The sequence below is a fragment of the Allokutzneria sp. A3M-2-11 16 genome, assembly GCF_024213555.1.
GTDB lineage: Bacteria > Actinomycetota > Actinomycetes > Mycobacteriales > Pseudonocardiaceae > Allokutzneria.
The window spans coordinates 65,881-85,427 of sequence record NZ_JANAVO010000002.1; the positions used below are offsets into that span (position 1 = coordinate 65,881).

Below are 19,547 nucleotides of genomic sequence, written 5' to 3' on the forward strand. Positions count from 1 at the left end.
GTGATCCTGCCACGTCGCGGCGTCTCAGCCTCGCGGAACCCCGGAGTCGAACACCGTGTGCCCACCCGGTGGAACCATCGCGAGCACCAGCGTGGCCAGCAGCAATCCGGGTCCGTGCGGTATCGCCCCACCTCCTTCTTCACTCCCGCGGAAATGTGCGCGGAGAACTCCGACTATGGCGGTAATCACCGCCGCGAGGACCACGACCACCGGCAGCGCGATCCACCCCACCGCGCCCGCGACCGCGCCGAGGCTGCCGGAGAGCTTCACGTCACCCGGGCCGAGCGACGCCGGCGACAGCACGCGCACGACCGCGTGCACGGCCAGGAACAGCGCCGCGCCGCAGACGGCCCGCACGGCCAGAGGTGGTCCCGGCCCGGCGAACGTGGCAGGCACCAACACCAGGCCCACGATCGGATACGCGGGCAACGTCAACGCGTCCGGCAATCGGCAGTGGCGAAGATCGACAACTACCAACGCCACGGCGAACCACGCCACGGCGAGCTGCACCGGCAGCCACCACCAAGGCGCGGGTGCCGCGCACACGAACGCCCACAACACGCCGACCGCGAGTTCGCACCACGGGGGTCGCACGCTGGCTCCGCGTCGCAGTCGACCGAGCAGCAGCCTCGCTCCCGCCCCCGCCACGATCCCCGCGACGAGGCCGAACAGCGCTCCCAGAACTTCCATGTCACGAGGATGCGCATGACCGTTCGCGGCCTCAAGCCAACGGGACCCCCTGGGTGGAATTCGCTTCACAAGGCAGGCTTGAGTGTCCACATAGGACAGTTCGCGAGAGGGCGACTCAACTTCGCTCAGGACGGCTCCCGCACTGCGCATACCAAGTAAACTCTGCCCATGCACTCCACCCGCCCGCTCACCCCCTTCCCCGCGGGCGCCGTCTAGAGAACCCCGTTTCGTACTCATAACGGGAAAAAGAGCGCTCCAAAAACCCGTTTTGAGTACGAAACGGGATTTTGGGCTGCGGTGGTGATGTTGTGAGGGAGGGGACGGGGGGCGTTGCGGTCGTTGGGTGCTGCTCGCGGGGCACGGCCCGATCGCTAGTGGACCGGGCAGGCGGGCGCTGGCGGACCCGACGCGGCACTCGACACGAATGCCGCATCGGGTACGGAAGTTCAGGCGGACCAGGTGAAGATCTGGTCGCCGTGGTCGACCGCGTCGGCCTCGCGGAGCGCGGCCAGCTGGTCCGGCTTCGCCTCGACCGCGACGACGGGGCAGACCGGGGAGTAGCCCTGGCGCTCCACCTCCGCCGGGTTCCAGGTGATCATCCGCTGACCCGCGCGGACCGTCTCGCCCTTGACCACGTGCAGGGTGAAGCCCTCGCCCTTCAGCTTCACCGTGTCGATGCCCAGGTGCACCAGCACGGCCTGGCCGCCGGGGGTGAGCACGACGAAGGCGTGCGGGTGCAGGGTCACCACGGTGCCGTCCACCGGGGAGACGGCGTCGCCCTCGGCGCGGTCGGGGTCGACGGCGATACCGGGCCCGACCATGGCCTCGGCGAACACCGGGTCGGGGACCGCACTCATGGGGATGGCCCGGCCCTTGACCGGGCACAGCACGGAAAGCGTCACATCAGGTCCTGGATGTCCTCGGCGAGCGTGTCGGCCTCGGGGCCGACGATGACCTGCACGATGGTGCCCTGCTGCATGACGCCCATCGCACCGGCCGCCTTCAGCGCGGCCTGGTCGATCAGGGAACCGTCGTGCACCTCGCACCTCAGCCGTGTGATGCACGCCTCAATGTCCTCGATGTTGCCCGCGCCGCCGAGCCCCGCGAGGATCGCCGCGGCCTTGTCGTCAGCCACTCAAGTCTCCCTTGCCTCCACACCCCGTGAGCAGGGCGTACGTGGTTGGGCCAAATGCTTGCACACCTGATACGAAGCCATAACGGTTGTTGACACCCCGATGATGCCGGGAGCATCCTCCCCCGCAACTGGTTTAGACCGGACCGTACCAATCCGCCAGCCTGGTTTCGAGGGGAGTGAGCGTGCCGGTTCCGGAGACCCCCGCCGCCCGGCTGCTGGACGGGCCGACGCCCAAGCACGCCCAGCTGCGCGAGATCCTGCGCAGGCTGGCCCACGAACAGCTGGCGCCCGGCACGCCCGTCCCCTCCGAGCGCGAGCTGGCCACCCGCTACGGCGTCTCCCGGCTGACCGTGCGCGAGGCGATCAGCCAGCTGGTCACCGAGGGACTGCTGACCCGGGTCCGGGGCAAGGGCACCTTCACCGCCAAGCCGAGGGTGGACGCCCAGCTGCACCTGGCCTCCTTCACCGAGGACATCCGCGGGCGCGGGATGACCCCGGCGACGGAGGTGCTCGACCACGGCGAGCTGGTCCCGCCGACCGCCACGGCGACCGCGCTCGGCCTGGACACCGGGCAGCCCGCCTACTGGCTGTTCCGGCTGCGTCGCGCCGACAGCACCCCGATGGCCGTCGAACGCGGCTGGTACCACCCCCGCGAGGTGCCGGGGCTGCTCCGGCACGACCTCACCCGTTCCCTGTACGGCCTGCTCGCGCGGGAGTACGGGGTTCAGCTCGACCACGGTCGCCAGACCGTGTGGGCGGACGCCGCCGACCCGGTGACCGCCAGGCTGCTCGGCATCAGGCCGGGCAGTCCCGTCCTGGTCTTCCGCAGGATCTCCACCGCCGCGGGAGCGCCTGTGGAGGACATGACGTCCTGGTACCGGGGCGATCTGTACCAGGTGACCATGCAACTCGACCGGAGCCTTCCGGACTCCGGTCCCCACCCTCAGCAGGGAGGTACCCGATGAGCGCCACGCCGGGCGGTCGTGACATCAAGGGTTTGGCGGTACTGCAACGGATCGGCCGCAGCCTGATGCTGCCGATCGCCGCGCTGCCCGCGGCCGGGCTGCTGCTGCGCCTCGGGCAGGATGACCTGCTCGGCGGCGTCGGCGGCCTGGAGAAGGTGGCCGCGGTCATCGGCGGGGCCGGAGGTGTGCTCTTCGACTACCTGCCGGTGCTCTTCGCCGTCGGTGTGGCCATCGGCTTCGCCAAGAAGGCCGACGGTTCCACCGCGCTGGCCTCCGTGGTCGGCTACCTGGTGCTCTCGAAGGTCATCCTGGTGTTCAACCCGCTGGCCGAGGGCAAGGAGGGCGCGCCACCGAACAACTGGCCCTACGGCGTGCTCACCGGCCTGATCGCGGGCATCCTCACCGCCATCCTGTGGCAGCGCTACCACCGGATCAAGCTGCCGCCGTACCTGGCGTTCTTCGGCGGTAGGCGGTTCGTGCCGATGGCCGTCGCGGTGCTGATGATCCCGCTCGGCGTGGTGATGGGCCTGATCTACCCGCTGTTCAACTCCGGCCTCACCTCGCTCGGCGAGATGATCACCGGCAGCACCATGGTCGGCGCGGGCGCCTACGGCATGGCCAACCGGCTGCTGCTGCCGTTCGGCCTGCACCACATCATCAACTCGTTCGTGTGGTTCGTCTTCGGTGAGTTCGGCGGCCAGAGCGGCGACCTCAACCGGTTCATCAAGGCGCACGACCCGAGCGCGGGCACGTTCATGACCGGCTTCTTCCCGATCTTCATGTTCGCCCTGCCCGCGGCGGCGCTGGCGATCTGGCGGACGGCCAAGCCCGAGCAGCGCAAGATCGTCGGCGGCATCATGCTCTCCGGCGCGCTGACCGCGGTGATCACCGGTGTCACCGAGCCGCTGGAGTTCTCGTTCCTGTTCGTGGCCTGGCCGCTGTTCCTGGTGCACGCCGTGCTGACCGGCGTGTCGTTCATCGTGGTCAACGCCCTCGGCATCCACACGGGGTTCACCTTCTCCGCCGGTGCCATCGACTACCTGCTGAACTGGAACATCTCCACCAAGCCGTTCCTGATCATCCCGGTCGGCCTGGCCTTCGCGGTGGTGTACTACTTCCTCTTCACCTTCGTGATCAAGAAGTGGAACCTCAAGACGCCGGGCCGCGAGGACGAGACCGCGGACCCGCAGGCCGAATCCAGCAAGATCTAGGAAGGACCTCGCAATGCCGGAACGACGGGTCACCGTTGCCTCCTCGGTCGGACTGCACGCCCGGCCGGCCGCGCTGCTGGCCAAGGCCGCGGCGGCGCAGCCGGTCACGGTCACCATCCGCAAGAACGGCGGCGAGCCGGTGGAGGCGGCCAGCGTGCTCGGACTGATGACGCTGGGCGCGATGCACGGTGACGAGGTGGTGCTCAGCGCCGAGGGCGAGGGCGCCGAGGAGGCGTTGGAGGCACTGGCCTCGATCATCGCCAAGGATCTCGACCAGGGCTGATACCAGTACCACGGTGGGACCCGTCCGGTGGACGGGTCCCACCGGCGTATCACGGCAGGTCGTCATTCCGGGGGATCTCCGGGAAAACTCTGATGTCCCCCGGTTGTGCAAGGGTGATGATCGCGGGTATGGATCTCAACATCGTCGGCGCTCCCGCCGCGACCCGGGTGCCCCGGCTGGGGATCACTGTCGCATGGCTGGGCGTGGGGGTCTCCGTCGCCCTCATGGCCGTCCTGCACGGCCAGTCCTTCCCGAGTCCCTACTCCCAGACCATCAGCACCTACGGTGTCGGCCCGTTGTCGCAGGTCTACATGTGGTCGCTGGTCGCGCTGGGCGTCGGCTCGCTGGCCTTCCTCGCCGGGATGGTCCGGTGGGAGGCGCCCTACTCGCCGCTGGCGTGGACCTGCGTCGGCATCTGGAGCGGTGGCCTGCTGCTGGCGGGCGTGCTGCCGATGGACACCACCAGCACCGAGCGCACCCCGTTCGGCATGCTGCACAACCTGGCCGCGGTCGCGGCGTTCCTCGGGTTGCCGACCGCCGGGATGGTGCTCGGCAAGCGCTACCGGGGACACCCCCAGTTCGGCGGCTACGCCCGGCTGAGCAGGCGTCTCGGACTCTTCGGGTTCGTCATGCTCTTCGCCTTCGGGGTGAGCTTCTTCGGCATGATGGAACCGGCGCTGATCGACTGGTTCCCCGGCCCGAACCCGGTCGGCATCACCGAGCGGCTGCTCGTGGTCGGTGAGCTCGTGCTGCTGGCCGTGCTGATGAGGTGGTCGGCGGAGATCACCAGGACGATCCGGGTCACCTGAGAGCGCTGACGTGGCCCGCCTGGGGGGGCCACCTCCGCCAGCGCTCGTCGCTACCCGGTGTGCCGCGTCACCCAGCCCTTGAGGGCGGTGGCGTCGGCGTACACCCCGGGCACGTCCTCGCAGGGGTCCTCGCCGGCTTCCTTCATGGCTCCGTGGCTGGTGACGCCGAGCAGTTCCCACTGACCGTCAGCGCCCCGCCGGACCTGCGGGCCGCCCGAGTCCCCGCCGCAGCTGCCCTGCTGGTTCGGGTTGTCGGTGCAGATCTCCAGCTCGTCGCTGAATCGCAGCAACCCTCCGGCGCACCGCTGGTCCGGCAGCACCTGGGTGTCCAGTTCCTTCAGATACCGCTCCATCCGCACGTCCGGGCATTCGATCGCGTTGCAGGCGCGGCCCCACCCCATGATCCTGGTCCTCATACCGGCTTCGACACGGTCGGCGAACCGGATGGCGGCCAGCGGAACCGGCTTGTCGAGCCGCAGCAGCGCCACGTCGTACCAGTCGTTCGCGAAGCCCCTGGGTTCGCGGTAGCCCGGGTGGATGATCCGCTGGGTGGCCGTGCGGACGTGACCACCCTGCGTGCGGTCCAGGCTGCCCAGCCGAACCTGGACCTTGGCCGGCTCGATCCACTCGACGCAGTGCGCCGCCGTGAGCACCCACCGCGGTGCGATCAGCGCCCCGCCGCACTGCATGTCCGGGAATTCCTTGCTGTTCAGCGTCGCCAAGAACGAATACGGATCGGTCGATTTCCTGCCGCCGACGATCGCCTGGGCACTTCCCGTGCCGGCCAGGGCGGTCACCACCATGACGAGGGCAGCCGCCACCCACGAACGCTTTCGCATTTTTCTGCCTTTCTCAGGGGAGAACGATTACGCGAGCTTGTTCCGCAACCACCAGAACCGGTTACCGGGCTGATAGAGGCGCACGACCTCCATGCCGGCTTCCCGGAGCCTCTGATACCGCTCGGTGCCGATGCCGGGCGGCATGCCCGCGTGCCGCAACGCCTCGGTGACGCCGAACTGAGCACGACGCTGCTGTCGCCACGCGAGCCAGGTCACGCGAGAGCCCTCTCCCCGATCCGGAACTCGATCACCCGGTTCTCCCATCAACCTATTTACCTATGATCATAGGATAAGTCGGTGGAGCGGGGTCAACCCCGCTCCACGGGTATGGCTCGAAGCGGGTCAACGGGCGATTGAAGACGGGTGGGGCTAGCCCAGGGGGAGCGGGAGGAGGTTGCCGGTGGCCTCGCGGAGCGCGGAGCGCATCGCCTCGCGCGGTGCGGGCCTGCCGGTGAACAGCTCGGACTGGCCGAACGCCTGGTGCAACAGCATGTCCAGGCCGGTCGCGACCGGGTTCCCCGCCTTCTCCGCCGCTGCGGCCAGCGGCGTCGGCCACGGGTGGTAGATCACGTCCAGCACGCTGGGCGCCTCGGCCAGCTCGGTGACCCACGGCTCCACGGCCGCGGTCGGCACCGTGCTGATCAGCACCGAGCAACCGTCGACGAGCTTCGCCGGGTCGACATCGACCCAGGTCACCGTGGTGACGGCCAGGTGGAGCCGGTCCGCGCACGCCTGCGCCTCGGCCGCGCGGGCCGGATCGCGGACGACGAGCCGGACCTGCCGCACGCCCAGCTCGGCGAGCCCGACCAGCGCGGCCTGCGTGGTGCCGCCCGCGCCCAGGATCACCGCGGGACCCGCCGCGATGGTGAAGCCCGCCGCCGCGCGCAGCGCCCCGACCACGCCGTCGACATCGGTGCAGTCGGCCCGCCACCCGCCTTCGACCGGGACGAGGGTGTTGGCCGCGCCCGCCATCCGCGCGCGGGGCGTGACCTGCGCGGCCAACGCCAGCGCGGCGCGCTTGCCCGGCATCGTCACCGACAGGCCCGCCCACTCCGGGCCGAGGCCGCCGACCAGACCGGGCAGCGCCTCCTCGGAGCACTCGATCCGCTCGTACGTCCAACCGGTGAGACCGAGTGCCTCGAACGCGGCGCGGTGCAGCACCGGGGACAACGAGTGCTCGACGGGCGAGCCCAGGATGGCCGCCTTGCGAGCCATCAGTAGGCGCCCTTCGCCTGGGCCGCGCGGACGTTGGCGTTGTGGTCGTCGAGGTCCTTGGCGAAGCAGGACTTGCCCTGCTTGTCGCAGCGCACGAAGTACAGGTAGTCGCTGGGCTCCGGGGTGATCGCGCTGGAGATCGCGCCCGCGCTCGGCGAGCCGATCGGGGTCGGCGGCAGGCCCTGGACGGCATAGGTGTTGTACGCGCCCGCCTTGTCCCGGTCGGCGCTGTTGGTGCGGATGTTCGGCCGGTCCAGCGGGTAGTTGACCGTGGAGTCGTACTGCAGCCGCATCCCGATCGCCAGCCGGTTGCGCGTCACCTGCGCGATCTTGCCGAAGTCCGGGGTCGCGGCCTCCTTCTCCACCAGGGAGGCCATCACCAGCAGCTGGTAGGGCGAGAAGCCGGTCTTGTCGGCCGACTTCGGCAGCCCGGCCGCCTGGAGCCTGGCCGAGGCCGTGGTCAGCAGCGCGCGCAGCACGTTCTCCGGGGTCTCACCGGGCTTCACGTCGTACTTGCCCGGCATCAGCAGGCCCTCGAAGCGCCGCCGCGGCTCGGTGGCCTTGGACGCCTCGGTGATCACCCACTCCGGCGCGCCGAGCTCGGCGAGGTCGGCCTTCTCCATGGCGGTGCGCACCTGCTCGGCGGTCAGGCAGGTGTTCTTGCCGTTGAGCTCCGCGCAGCTGGCCTTGGCGATCAGCGAGATGATCCCCTGGTTGACCTTGCCGCTGGCCACGGTCACATCGTCGAGCTGGAAGCCGCCGCGGATCTCCATCTCGCCGACCCTGGCGTTCTTGCGCACCAGGCCCGCGATCGCGTTGGCCCCCGACATCTTGGTCTTGAGCACGTAGTAGCCGGGCTGCACCGAGCCCGCCGACTCGTTCTCCTGCGCGGCGGCGGTGTAGGCGCGCACGCTGGCCACCACGCCCGCGTCCATCAGGCTCTGCCCGGTCTGGGAGATGGTGCCCGGCTCGACCTTGACCACGACGTCGGAGTCACCGGCGCCCTCGAAGTCCTCGTAGCTGGTCAGCCCGAACAGCGACTGCACGCCGTACCAGACGCCGATGCCGAGGATCACCACCGCGGCCAGGCCGCCGACCAGCAGGACCTTGCGGCGCCGCTGGCTGTCGGCGGCAGCGGCGAGGCGGCCGCGGCGCGGCTTCTCCTCAGCCGGTCCCTCGTCGAAGAGGTCGAGGTCGTTCACTCAGATCAACCCTCCTGGGTGGCAGGTCGGGTACGGGCGCGCAGGTCGAGCCATCCCTGGAGGATCTCGACGGCGGCGGCCTGGTCGATGACCGACCGCTGCTTCTTCCCGCGCACCCCTCGGTCGGAGAGCATCCGGGTCGCGGAGACCGTGGTCAACCGCTCGTCGGAGAGGCGGACGGGCACCGGCGCGATCCGCCCGGCCAGCACGGCGGCGTAGGCCGTCGCGGCCTCGGCCGCGGGACCGTGCCGTCCGGCCAGCGTGCGCGGCAGACCGACCACCACCTCGACCACCTCGTGTTCCCCGACGAGTCCCACGAGCTGGTCGAGGTCCCGGCCAGCCTTCTCGTCGCGCGCCAGGGTAGCGAGGGGGCTGGCGAGGAACGGCGCCGGATCGCTCAGCGCCACCCCGACGCGCACCGAGCCCACGTCGACGCCGAGGCGCCGCCCGGGACCCGGATCGTCCGGGCCCGGGCGGTCGGGACTGATCGCGGCGTCTCTCACGAGCCGCCGAGGGCGCGGCGCAGCGCGGTCACGGCCTCGCCGACCCCGGCGGCCTTGGTGCCACCGCCCTGGGCCATGTCGGGCTTGCCGCCGCCGCGGCCGTCGATGGCGGGCAGGAAGCTCTTCACCAGGTCACCGGCCTTGAGCTTGGCGTCCCTGGCGGCGGGGGTGGTGGCGACCACGAAGCTGACCTTGCCGCCGTCCGGCTCGGCGGAGAACAGGGCGACGACCCCGTTCACCCCGCCGACGCGGTTGCGGACCTCCATGGTGAGGGCGCGCAGGTCGTTGCCGCTGACCCCGTCCGGCACCCGCTCGGCGACCAGCACGGTGCCGTTCACGTCCTGCCCCTTGGCGGCCAGGTCACCGGCGGACTGGAGCACGGCGGCCACGCGCATGCGGTCGATCTCCCGCTCGGCGTCGCGAAGGCGGCCGAGGATGCCGGAGACGCGCTCGGGCAGCTCGTGCGTGGGCACCTTCAGCTGGTCGGCCAGCTGCGAGACGAGCAGCCGCTCCTTGCTGGTGTGCCGGAGGGCGTCCATGCCGACCAGGGCCTCGACGCGGTGCACGCCGGAGCCGATCGAGGAGTCGGCGACCAGCTTGACCATGCCGAGCTGGCCGATCCGCTTCACGTGGGTGCCACCGCACAGCTCGCGCGAGTACTCGCCCATGTCGACGACGCGGACGTCGTTGCCGTACTTCTCGCCGAAGAGGGCGACGGCGCCCAGCTCCAGGGCCTTGTCCATGGTCGTGGTGAACGACTTCACCTCGACGTCGTCCAGGAGGTAGGCGTTGACCTCCTCCTCGACCCCGCCGAGCACGGTGGCCGAGACCGGGCCGGGCGTGGTGAAGTCGAAGCGCATCCTCCCCGGCGAGTTCAGCGATCCGGCCTGGGCGGCGCGCTTGCCGTAGGCGGAGCGGACGGCGGCGTGCACCAGGTGGGTGGCCGAGTGCGAGCGCTCGACGGCGAGGCGCCGGTCCTCGTCCACGTGGGCCTGGACGACGTCGTCGATGGCGACCTCACCGGCGAGCACCTTGGCCTTGTGCACGAACAGCCCGGGAACGGCCTTCTGCACGTCGGTGACGGAGATCTGCACGTTGTCGCCGACCAGCACGCCGGTGTCGCCGACCTGGCCGCCGCTCTCGGCGTAGAAGGGCGTGCGGTCCAGGAACAGCTCGACCTCGGTGCCGGTGCCGGCGCTGCGCACCGGGACGCCGCCGACCAGCAGGCCGACCACGCGCGAGTCGGAGTCCAGGTCGGTGTAGCCCAGGAACTCGGTGGTGCCGTGCTGTTCGAGCACCGAGCGGTAGACGGTCAGGTCGCCGTGCCCGGTCTTGCGCGAGGCGGCGTCGGCCTTGGCCCGCTGCCGCTGCTCGGCCATCAGGCTCCGGAAGCCCTCCTCGTCCACGGTCAGGCCCTGCTCGGCGGCCATCTCCAGGGTGAGGTCGATCGGGAAGCCGAAGGTGTCGTGCAGCTGGAAGGCCTTGTCCCCGGCGAGCTGCCCGCTCCCGGCGGCCACGGTCTCGGCGGCGGCCACGTCGAAGATCTTCGAGCCCGAGGTGAGGGTGGCCAGGAAGGCCTCCTCCTCGGTCCGCATCACGGCCTCGATCCGGTCGAAGTCGGCGACCAGCTCGGGGTAGGACGGGCCCATGGCGTCGCGCACCACGGCGGTGAACTCGGCCAGCACCGGCTCCTGCACGCCGAGCAGGCGGGTGGAGCGGACAATGCGGCGCAGCAGGCGGCGCAGCACGTAGCCGCGGGCCTCGTTGCCGGGGGTGACGCCGTCGGCGACCAGCATGACGCCGCTGCGGGCGTGGTCGGCGATCACGCGGAAGCGCACGTCGTCGACCGGGTTGGAGCCGTAGGCGCGGCCGGAGAACTTCTCGGCGGCGGTGATCACCGGGCGGACCAGGTCGGTCTCGTAGACGTTGTCCACGCCCTGGAGCAGGAAGGCCACCCGCTCGACACCCATGCCGGTGTCGATGTTCTTGGCCGGGAGCTGGCCGAGGATCGGGTAGTTGTCCTTGCCCCCGCCCTCACCCCGCTCGTTCTGCATGAAGACGAGGTTCCAGATCTCCAGGTAGCGGTCCTCGTCGGCGACCGGACCACCCTCGACACCGAACTCGGGGCCGCGGTCGAAGTAGATCTCCGAGCACGGGCCGCAGGGGCCGGGAACGCCCATCGACCAGTAGTTGTCGGCCATGCCGCGGCGCTGGATCCGCTCGGCGGGGATGCCGGCGACCTTCTTCCACAGCTCGATGGCCTCGTCGTCGTCCTGGTAGACGGTGACCCACAGGCGCTCGGGGTCGAACCCGTAGCCGCCGTCCTCCAGCGACCCGGTCAGAAGGGTCCAGGCGTGCCGCATGGCCCCTTCCTTGAAGTAGTCGCCGAAGGAGAAGTTCCCGGCCATCTGGAAGAAGGTGTTGTGCCGGGTGGTCTTGCCGACCTCGTCGATGTCGCCGGTGCGCACGCACTTCTGCACGCTGGTGGCGGTGGCGGTGGGCGGCGGGGCCTCGCCGAGGAAGTACGGCTTGAACTGGACCATCCCGGCGTTGACGAACAGCAGGTTCGGGTCGTCCAGGATCAGCGGGGCGCTGGGCACCAGTGTGTGCCCGGCCCGCTGGAAGTGGTCGAGGAAGCGCTGGCGGATCTCATGCGTCTGCATGGCGGGAGTTCCTTACGAGGAGGTGCGGAAGAGGGCCCGGGTGCGGCGGGGAGCGCGGCGCTGTACGGCGCGGGAGGTCAGCTCCCCGCCCTGCGCGCTCGCCTGTTCCGCACGGTTCCGTCCTCTGCTTCCCAGCTCCTGCGCTCCCTGGACTGGGAGACGCGGTCAGTGCTCCTACTGTAACTGGAGTGTCGACCGGGATCGTTGGCCCTGTCGACGACCTCGCGCAGCTCGCCCTCGCGCTCGCTCATGCCCGCGCGCACGTCGGCGCCGAAGGAACCGACGGCGCTCGCCAGCTCGCTGATCGCGTCGCCGAGGTTGGCCGCCACGCCCGCGGGGGTGAACGCCTGGGCCTTGGTGCCCGCCTTGCGCGAGAGCACGACGCCGGTCAGCACACCGATGCCGAGCCAGAACATGCGCCTCATCGACGGCCGCCCCTGGTCTTGCGGCCAGCCTTGCGGGAGTGCTTGCCGGGCTTCTCCTCGGCGGCGCGGCGGCGGGCGCGCACGGCCTTGCTGACGCCGTAGGACAGCGCGGCGGCCTTCACCAGCGGACCGCCGAGCGTGGCGGTGAACAGGGAGGTGAGCGCCGAGACGTTGCCACTGACCGCGCGGGCGTTCGCGGTGATCCCGTCGACCCGTTCCAGCTGCGTGTTGACGTGGTTCAGCGTGGTGTTGGCCCCGGTGAACAACGGGTCGGCGTTCTCGTGGGCCTTGCGCAGGGCCACGGTCGCCTCGTCGAGGGTGCGGCCGAGCTTGATCAGTGGAACCGCCAGCAGCAGCACCAGCAGCACGAAGGCGCCCGCTGCGATCAGCGCGGCGATCTGCCCTGGTGACACGTGCCCTCCTGGGGGAAGTCGGGGGAAGTTCGAGGCGGTGGACAGGCTACCGCGCGGTGATCTCGCGCTCGTTCGGGGCGTGTGCCCGGGGCCGCCGGGTATCCGGGTGAGGCGGAATCCCCAGAGCGGCGTGGCTCACTCAGCGGTTGACACGTGAAGCACTCTTCACTTGGGTAAGGCTTGCCTAACTAAGCTGTGCCTAGCCTAAATGGACTAGTCCCCCTGCTCCCCATCGGAGGTGCCGTGTCGCCGGCCGCCGAGGCCCCGCCTCGTCCACGCACTACCTCGACCATCCCGTTGGCCGGCACCGGTGAGGGCCTGGCCGAGGTCGCGGCCGCGCTCGCCCGTGCCGTCGGCGGGGCCAGCACGGCGCGCCGCCCCTCCGGACCGCTGCCCGCGGGCTCCCCGCAGGACGTGCTGGGCGCGGTCACGAGCAGGCTCGGCCCGGCGGTGATCCCGGCGACCGGGGTCGGCGCGGACGCGGCGCTGTACCGCGTCGCGCGGCTGCTCGTGGAGCAGGGCATCGACCTGACCCACCCCTTCGCCGCCGCGCACCTCCAGCCGCCGCCGCTCGCGGTCGCGGTGGCCGCCGACGCGCTGGCCGGGGCGAGCAACGCCTCGCAGGACACCTACGACTCCGGGCCCGCGGGCATCGCGGTGGAGCGCTGGCTGGTCTCGACGCTGGCCAACCTGGCGGGCTTCGAGAAGCGCGCGGACGGCGTGCTCACCCCCGGCGGCTCGCTGTCCAACCTGATGGCGATCATGCTCGCCAGGGACACGGTGGCGCGGCGGCTGGGCATCGACATCCGCACCGACGGGGTGGCCGCGCTGGGCAAGCCGGTGGTGTTCTGCTCGGAGCTGGCCCATTTCTCCACGCACCGGGCGTGCGCGGTGCTCGGGCTGGGCGAGGCCGCGGTGCGCGCGGTTCCGGTGGACGCCGACCGCCGCATGCGGCCGGACGCGCTGGTGGAGATGCTGGCCGGGCTGAACGCCGACGAGATCCCGCTGGCGGTGGTGGCGACCGCGGGCACCACGGACTTCGGTTCCGTCGACCCGCTGCCGGAGATCTGCGAGATCGCCCGCGAGCACGGCATGTGGTTCCACGCGGACGCGGCTTACGGCTACGGGGCGCTGTTCTCCGACCGGCTGGCGTCGAAGGTGGCCGGGCTCCAACTGGCCGACTCGATCACCGTGGACCTGCACAAGATCGGCTGGCAGCCGTCCGCCGCGAGCGTGCTGCTGGTGGCGGACGGGACCGCGTTCACCTCGTTGGAACGGCAGGTCGACTACCTCAACCCGGCCGACGACGGCGAGCAGGGCTACGACGGCCTGCTCGGGGTGAGCCTCCAGACCACGCGGCGCCCGGACGCGGTGAAGGTCGCCACGACGCTGCTCGCCTACGGGCGCACCGGACTCGGCTCGATGCTCGACACCTGCCACGACCTCGCGCTGCACGCGGAGGCGCGCATCCGCACGGAGCCGGAACTGGAACTGGTCGCGGGCGCGAACCTCACCACCGTCGTCTTCCGGTACCGGGGCTCGGACGAGCTGAATGGCGCGCTGCGACGGGAACTGCTGCGTTCGGGGCAGGCGCTGCTTGGCCGGACCTCCGCGTTCCGCGACGAGCCGGGATCTCCTTCTGTCACTTGCCTGAAGTTCACGTTGCTCAACCCGAACGCCGGTGTCTCCGACATCGACGCGCTGATCGACTTGGTCATCAGCACCGGCCGCCGGCTCGCGCACCAGGAGGGCGCAGCATGACCACCACCACAGAAGCTGTTGTGTTGCAAGCAGATCCGCTTGATCACCCGGACGCTCGCGCCACCGCCGAGCACGCGCACCTCGAAGCGCTGCTGCGCTGCTGGCTCCAGGAGACCGGCGTGGAGGTGCTGCCGGGCCCGCTCTCGGTGGAGCTGCCGTCGTCCGGGCTGGCGCTCGTCACCGAGGTCACGCACTGCTCCGCGACCGGTTGGCACCGCTTCGCGCCGGTGCGCATCCGGCGCGGTGACGGCGGTGAGCTGTCCCCCGCCGACCCTGTGCTCGCGGTGAACCTGATCGCGACCGAGGCCGCCGCGCGCGGAGGTGCTCGCAGCGGTGGCGTTCCGACCGGCGAGGTGGCTGATCTCGTTGAGCGGACCGCGGAATCCGTGCGCCGCATGACGGAGTTCGTTTCCTCGCGTCGGGCAGCTCCGGAAGCGGAAGTGGACGCGTTCCTCAACGCTGAGCAGGCTTTGTTGTTGGGGCACCTGCATCATCCCGCGCCGAAGAGCCGCGACGGCGTGCACCCCGACGAGGCTCGGGCGTATGCGGCGGAGCTGCGCGGGAAGTTCCGGCTGTCGTGGTTCGCCGCCGATCCTTCGGTGGTTTCGCATGATGCGGTCGCGGGCGCTCCTTCGTTGGGCGGGCGGGACACCGTGCAGTTGATGGCGGACCTGGCCGAAGGTGGCCCGAACGACGGCCGTGTACTGATCCCGGCGCACCCGTGGCAGGCGCGAAACCTGTTGCTGCGCCCCAGGATCAGGGCTTTGGTGGAGTCCGGTCAGCTCCAGCCGCTTGGCGAGTTGGGGCCGGAGTGGTACGCCAGCTCCAGCCTCCGCACCGTGTACCGCTCGGACGCGCCGGTGATGCTGAAGCTGTCGCTGGGCCTGCGGATCACCAACTCGCGGCGGGAGTCCACGCGCACGGAGCTGAAGCGTGGCTTGGAGATCAACCGGCTGATCGACGCCGGGCACACCGCGTCGACCTACGGCGCCTTCCCGGGTTTCTCGATCGTTCGGGACCCGGCGTGGATCGCGGTGGACGAGCCCGGCCGTGCTGGCGGGCCCGAGATCACCGGGCTCGACGTCGCGGTGCGCGAGGTTCCCGCGGACGTCACCGACTACCGCTGCCTCGCCGGGTTGGTCGCGCCGCGTCCGGGCCTCGGGCGGAGCATGCTGGGCACGATTGTCGCCGGTCAGGGTGCCGGTGCGGCTTCGCGTTGGATTGCCGACTACACCGATCGCGTGCTGGTGCCGATGCTGCACCTGTACGCCGCGACCGGCATCGGCCTTGAGGCCCACCAGCAGAACACCTTGGTGCGACTGGACTCCAGCGGTGGCGTCGCGGGTTCGGCGTTCCGCGACAACCAGGGCTACTACCTGGCGTCCTCGCACCTGCCCGCCCTGTTGGAGCGGCTGCGGATCGACGAGTCCACGCTCGCGGTGGTCGATGACTCCATTGTGGACGAACGGCTTTCCTACTACCTGCTGCGCAACCAGGCGCTTTCCGTGATCGGCTGCCTCGGCGTGGAGGGGCTGGCCGACGAGCGCGAACTGCTGTCGGTGATGGCCGGACGGCTCACCGCCGCGCTGCCCGCCCTCGCGGACGCAGGCCCGGACGGCGATCGGCTCGCGACGCGCTGGCTGAGCGCGGACAGCTTGCCCGGTAAGGGAAACCTGCTCACTCGCCTGCACGGCATCGATGAGGTCCTGGCTCCTTTGGACGCGCAGTCGGTGTACTTGGACATGCCGAATCCGCTCGTGCAGGTGGCTACGTGATACCCGTACCAGCGCTCACCGGCGAGTGGACGTTGCGTCTGGCCGCGCCGGAGGGTGATGACCTGGATCTGGTGCACCGCTGGATGCACGAGCCGCACGTGTCGCGGTTCTGGAAGCAGGACTGGCCGAAGGAGAAGTGGCGGGAGGAGCTGGCGAGCCAGCTGTCCGGCGACCGCTCGCGACCGTGCTTCCTGATGAAGGACGGCGAGCCCGTGATGTACGTGGAGATCTACCGCGTGGTGCGCGACCAGCTCGCCGCCGCGTACTCCGCGCTCCCCGGTGATGTGGGTCTGCACCTGGCGATCGGTGACACGAAGTGGACCGGGCGCGGTGTCGCGACAACCACGATGCCGTTGCTGGCCAAGGCTTTGCTCGACGCTGACGAGGACTGCACGCGCGTGGTCCTCGAACCCGACGTGCGCAACGTGCCCGCGATCCGGGCCCTGCGCAGCGGGGGTTTCCACCACCGGGGTGAGATCACCCTGCCCGACAAGACGGCCGCGCTGCTGGTCTACCCACGAACTGAGGAGGACTTGCCGTGACCGAATCGGTCGAGAGCAAACACGACGTCATCGCGATCGGGGCCGGGCCGTTCAACCTGGGCCTCGCCGCCCTCGCGTCCACCGTGGACGATCTGGACCTGGTGGTGCTGGAGTCGCGGACGGAGTTCCGGTGGCACCCGGGACTGATGTTCGACGACGCGATGCTCCAGGTGAGCTTCCTCGCCGACCTGGTGAGCCTGGTCGCGCCGACGCACTCGCTGTCGTTCCTGTCCTACCTGCACGACACGGACCGGATGTACCCGTTCTACGTGCGCGAGCAGTTCCACCCGACGCGGCGCGAGTACGAGCACTACCTGCGCTGGGCCGTGTCGAAGCTGCCGTCCGTGCGGTGGTCGCACCGCGTGGAGGCGGTCCGTTGGGACGCGGGGGCGTCGCTGTTCACCGTGCACGTCGTGCACGCGGACGGGCGCCGCTCGGTCATGCAGGCCAAGGACATCGTGCTCGGCGTCGGCACCGAGCCGAACGTGCCGGAGTCGCTCGCCGCGCTGCCCGGGGACAAGCTGCTGCACACCGCCGACTACCTGCACCGCTCCGAGTCCGTGGAGGCGGCGGGCCGGGTCACGGTGATCGGCTCCGGGCAGTCCGGCGCTGAGGTCGCGCTGGACCTGTTGCGCCGCAACGCCGCTGGTGGCGGTGCGGTGAGCTGGCTGACCAGGACCGTGTCCTTCGCACCGCTGGACTACACCAAGCTCGTGCTGGAGATGACCACTCCGGCGTACATCCGCTACTTCCACGATCTGCCGCAGGGCAAGCGGGACGAGCTGGTCGCGGAGCAGTGGCGGCACTACAAGGGAATCTCCACCGAGACCCTTGAGGCCATCCACGACGTTCTCTACCAACGTGATCTGACTCCTGGACTGACGGATGTCGAGCTGCGCAACGGCATCGCCATCGAAGGGTCCACTGTGGACTCCAACGGGCGCGCCGTGCTTACCTGCCGTCACCGCGACACCGGGCGGACGTTCGACCACGTGACCGACCTCGTGGTCGCCGCGACCGGTTACAAGCAGCGCAAGCCCGCTTTCCTGGCTCCGATCGAGAACCTGGTGCGACGGGACGAGAAGAGCCGCTACAAGGTCGCGCTCGACCACTCCATCGAGCTCGATCCCGCGGTCAGTGGCCGCGTGTACGTGTCCAACGCGGATCTGCACAGCCACGGCGTCGCCGCGCCCGACCTGGGCATCGGTGCGTTCCGCAACGCGACGATCCTCAACTCGGTGAGCGGGCGGGAGTTGTACCGGCTGCCCAAGAACACCGCGTACACCAGCTTCGCCGTTCCGGGAGGTGCCGGGTGACCAGCGACCGCGAACTGTGGCGGCAGTGCTCGATCGCGCTGCTGGCCAAGGCGATCGGCGAGCTGTCCTTCGAGGGCATCCTTTCGCCCGCCCTACTGGAAGACTCTTCGTACGAGCTGCGTTTCCCTGGCGCGCGTTACGTTTTCTCGGCATCACGGACGGCGTTCGGCGGCTGGTCGGTCGATCCGTCGTCGGTGACCCGTGCGGCTTCGGGGATTCTCGGCGACGACGTCGCCCAGCGCGCCGACGACGTGCAGCAGTTCTTCACCGACGCGGCGCCGGGCGTCGGCATCCATCCGTCCACTTTGGCCAACTACCTCAACGAGGTCACTTCGACGCTGACCGCCGACGTGGCGATGACGCGGACCGCGGTGCCTTCGGCTGAGCTGGCTTCGCTGGGGCACGCGGAGCTCGACGGTCACCTCACCGGCCACCCGTGGTTGGTGGCGAACAAGGGGCGCGTCGGGTTCTCCGCTTCAGACCAGGCCGTGTACGCCCCGGAGGCCCGCAAGCGCATTCGGCTCCCCTGGCTCGCCGTGCATCGTGGTTTAGCTGAATTCCGTGCTACGCCAAGGCTTTCCGAGCATGGCGTGATTTCGGCGGAACTGGATGAGGCCACGCGCGCCGAGTTCACGAAGGTGCTCACCGACCGCGGTTTGGACGCTGAAGCCTACGTGTGGCTGCCAGTGCATCCTTGGCAGCTCGACCACGTGGTCCGCACGCTGTGGGCGCCAGAGCTGGCCACTGATCGCATCGTGGTGCTCGGTTCGTCGGACGATCACTACCGGCCGACGCAGTCCATCCGCACGATGTGCAATGTGGACAGACCGGATCGGCTCCAGGTCAAGCTGCCGCTGCGCATCCTCAACACCGCCGTGTGGCGAGGAATTCCGCCGCACTGCACCCTTGCGGCGCCCGTGGTGACGCAGTGGCTGCGTGGGCTGTGGAACTCCGACAAGCTGCTCGCGGAGTGGGGCGCGGTGATGCTCGGCGAGGTCGCTTCGGTGACCGTTCGCCACCCATCTCTGTCTACAGTGGACGGAGCGCCGTACACGTGGCTGGAGACGCTGGGCTGCATCTGGCGCGAACCCGTGCCCGAGGTGGGGCACTCGTGGTCGCTCGCCGCACTGCTGCACGTCGACCCCGCTGGGCGTCCGCTGGTCAGCGAGTACATCGACCGTTCCGGCGGGGACGCGGAGGCGTGGTTCGCCGCGTTGACGCGCGTGTTGCTGCGGCCGCTGCTGCACGTGCTCTACCGCTACGGGATCACCGTGAACCCGCACGGCGAGAACGTGCTGATCGTCAGCGGCCCGGACGGGCTGCCCGCGCAGGCGGTGATCAAGGATCTCATCGACGACGTCAACGTGTCCGTGGAGCCGGTCGCCGAACGCGGCCCCGAGCCGGATTCGCACGACCGCGTCCTGCCCCGCAAGCCGTGGCGCGTGCTGCGGCAGTACCTGGTCGACGCGCTGCTCGTCGGCGTTTTCCGGCCGCTGTCGGGGTTGCTGGCCACGCATCACGGGCTGCCTTCGGAACGCTTGTGGAGCATCGTCCGTGGCGAGATCGAGGCCTACCGCGCGCGGTTCCCGGACGTGGCCGAGCGAATGGACGCCGGCGACCTGCTCGGGCCGACGTTCGCCCGCTACCCGCTCAACGGCGACCGCCTGTTGCAGACCGGGTACGCGGAGCTGTCGTACCGGCACGCCATCCACCCCAACGGCACGGTCCCCAACCCCCTGCACTCCGTCGCCGCCGTCCCACCCACCGACGGCTGGTGATGTTTGTGCCCTGAACGGGTCG

Annotated in this window: 20 protein-coding genes; 9 read left to right on the forward strand and 11 right to left on the reverse strand. The window is 70.1% G+C overall.

All coding sequences use genetic code 11. The annotated features are described in order from the left end of the window. Window positions 1–24 precede the first annotated feature (24 nt). The 3 genes from NLX83_RS18450 to NLX83_RS18460 all read right to left on the reverse strand — a co-directional run bounded on the left by NLX83_RS18450 (window position 25) and on the right by NLX83_RS18460 (window position 1,825). A complete protein-coding gene (locus NLX83_RS18450; RefSeq protein WP_254236322.1) occupies window positions 25–690 on the reverse strand; it encodes a prepilin peptidase in 666 nt (221 codons plus the stop codon). 446 nt (window positions 691–1,136) lie between these two features. Further along, a complete protein-coding gene (locus tag NLX83_RS18455) occupies window positions 1,137–1,592 on the reverse strand; it encodes a PTS sugar transporter subunit IIA (RefSeq protein ID WP_254236323.1) in 456 nt (151 codons plus the stop codon). Further along, a complete protein-coding gene (locus tag NLX83_RS18460) occupies window positions 1,589–1,825 on the reverse strand; it encodes a glucose PTS transporter subunit EIIB (RefSeq protein WP_254236324.1) in 237 nt (78 codons plus the stop codon). Before NLX83_RS18460 ends, NLX83_RS18455 begins: the two co-directional genes overlap by 4 nt. A 176-nt stretch (window positions 1,826–2,001) precedes the next feature. On the opposite strand from NLX83_RS18460, the gene NLX83_RS18465 reads away from it, so the two are divergent. From NLX83_RS18465 to NLX83_RS18480, 4 genes are all read left to right on the forward strand, one after another. Continuing rightward, window positions 2,002–2,790: a GntR family transcriptional regulator gene (locus tag NLX83_RS18465; RefSeq protein WP_374118770.1), complete on the forward strand. Its 789-nt coding sequence runs from the start codon at window positions 2,002–2,004 to the stop codon at window positions 2,788–2,790. After that, window positions 2,787–4,001, forward strand: coding sequence for a PTS transporter subunit EIIC (locus tag NLX83_RS18470; protein WP_254236326.1), 1,215 nt, complete (start codon window positions 2,787–2,789; stop codon window positions 3,999–4,001). Before NLX83_RS18465 ends, NLX83_RS18470 begins: the two co-directional genes overlap by 4 nt. A gap of 13 nt (window positions 4,002–4,014) precedes the next feature. Then, window positions 4,015–4,284 carry an HPr family phosphocarrier protein gene (locus NLX83_RS18475; protein WP_254236327.1) on the forward strand — a complete coding sequence of 90 codons (270 nt, stop codon included), beginning with the start codon at window positions 4,015–4,017 and terminating at the stop codon, window positions 4,282–4,284. Window positions 4,285–4,412: 128 nt separating this feature from the next. After that, window positions 4,413–5,093: a DUF998 domain-containing protein gene (locus NLX83_RS18480; protein WP_254236328.1), complete on the forward strand. Its 681-nt coding sequence runs from the start codon at window positions 4,413–4,415 to the stop codon at window positions 5,091–5,093. A 50-nt stretch (window positions 5,094–5,143) separates the two neighbouring features. Here NLX83_RS18480 and NLX83_RS18485 read toward each other — a convergent pair whose 3' ends face one another. The 8 genes from NLX83_RS18485 to NLX83_RS18520 form a co-directional block, all read right to left on the reverse strand. Next, window positions 5,144–5,914, reverse strand: a complete 771-nt coding sequence (locus NLX83_RS18485; RefSeq protein WP_254236329.1) for a S1 family peptidase — start codon at window positions 5,912–5,914, stop codon at window positions 5,144–5,146. Window positions 5,915–5,959: 45 nt separating this feature from the next. Then, complete coding sequence (locus NLX83_RS18490) at window positions 5,960–6,148, reverse strand: hypothetical protein (RefSeq protein ID WP_254236330.1); 189 nt, start codon at window positions 6,146–6,148, stop codon at window positions 5,960–5,962. A gap of 153 nt (window positions 6,149–6,301) precedes the next feature. Then, window positions 6,302–7,129 carry a shikimate dehydrogenase gene (locus NLX83_RS18495; protein WP_374118783.1) on the reverse strand — a complete coding sequence of 276 codons (828 nt, stop codon included), beginning with the start codon at window positions 7,127–7,129 and terminating at the stop codon, window positions 6,302–6,304. A gap of 17 nt (window positions 7,130–7,146) precedes the next feature. Continuing rightward, the gene (gene mltG, locus NLX83_RS18500) at window positions 7,147–8,349 is read right to left on the reverse strand and encodes an endolytic transglycosylase MltG (RefSeq protein ID WP_254236332.1); all 1,203 of its coding nucleotides are present in this window, start codon (window positions 8,347–8,349) and stop codon (window positions 7,147–7,149) included. Window positions 8,350–8,354: 5 nt separating this feature from the next. After that, entirely contained in the window at window positions 8,355–8,852 is a 498-nt protein-coding gene (gene ruvX / locus NLX83_RS18505; protein ID WP_254236333.1) for a Holliday junction resolvase RuvX, read from the reverse strand. Further along, window positions 8,849–11,515, reverse strand: coding sequence for an alanine--tRNA ligase (gene alaS, locus NLX83_RS18510; RefSeq protein WP_254236334.1), 2,667 nt, complete (start codon window positions 11,513–11,515; stop codon window positions 8,849–8,851). Before alaS ends, ruvX begins: the two co-directional genes overlap by 4 nt. Window positions 11,516–11,592: 77 nt before the next feature. Beyond that, window positions 11,593–11,940 (reverse strand): hypothetical protein, encoded by a 348-nt coding sequence (locus tag NLX83_RS18515; RefSeq protein ID WP_254236335.1) that lies wholly within the window; start codon window positions 11,938–11,940, stop codon window positions 11,593–11,595. Then, window positions 11,937–12,353 (reverse strand): DUF948 domain-containing protein, encoded by a 417-nt coding sequence (locus tag NLX83_RS18520; protein WP_254236336.1) that lies wholly within the window; start codon window positions 12,351–12,353, stop codon window positions 11,937–11,939. Before NLX83_RS18520 ends, NLX83_RS18515 begins: the two co-directional genes overlap by 4 nt. A 243-nt stretch (window positions 12,354–12,596) precedes the next feature. Here NLX83_RS18520 and NLX83_RS18525 point away from each other — a divergent pair, with 243 nt between their 5' ends. From NLX83_RS18525 to NLX83_RS18545, 5 genes are read left to right on the forward strand one after another with little or no spacing between them, the layout of a single operon-like run. Beyond that, window positions 12,597–14,114, forward strand: coding sequence for a pyridoxal phosphate-dependent decarboxylase family protein (locus NLX83_RS18525; RefSeq protein WP_254236337.1), 1,518 nt, complete (start codon window positions 12,597–12,599; stop codon window positions 14,112–14,114). Then, a complete protein-coding gene (locus NLX83_RS18530; protein ID WP_254236338.1) occupies window positions 14,111–15,889 on the forward strand; it encodes an IucA/IucC family protein in 1,779 nt (592 codons plus the stop codon). The genes NLX83_RS18525 and NLX83_RS18530 overlap by 4 nt, the downstream gene beginning before the upstream one ends. After that, complete coding sequence (locus NLX83_RS18535) at window positions 15,886–16,431, forward strand: GNAT family N-acetyltransferase (RefSeq protein ID WP_254236339.1); 546 nt, start codon at window positions 15,886–15,888, stop codon at window positions 16,429–16,431. The genes NLX83_RS18530 and NLX83_RS18535 overlap by 4 nt, the downstream gene beginning before the upstream one ends. Continuing rightward, window positions 16,428–17,747: a lysine N(6)-hydroxylase/L-ornithine N(5)-oxygenase family protein gene (locus tag NLX83_RS18540; RefSeq protein WP_254236340.1), complete on the forward strand. Its 1,320-nt coding sequence runs from the start codon at window positions 16,428–16,430 to the stop codon at window positions 17,745–17,747. The genes NLX83_RS18535 and NLX83_RS18540 overlap by 4 nt, the downstream gene beginning before the upstream one ends. Beyond that, window positions 17,744–19,525: an IucA/IucC family protein gene (locus NLX83_RS18545; RefSeq protein WP_254236341.1), complete on the forward strand. Its 1,782-nt coding sequence runs from the start codon at window positions 17,744–17,746 to the stop codon at window positions 19,523–19,525. The genes NLX83_RS18540 and NLX83_RS18545 overlap by 4 nt, the downstream gene beginning before the upstream one ends. Window positions 19,526–19,547: the final 22 nt, after the last annotated feature.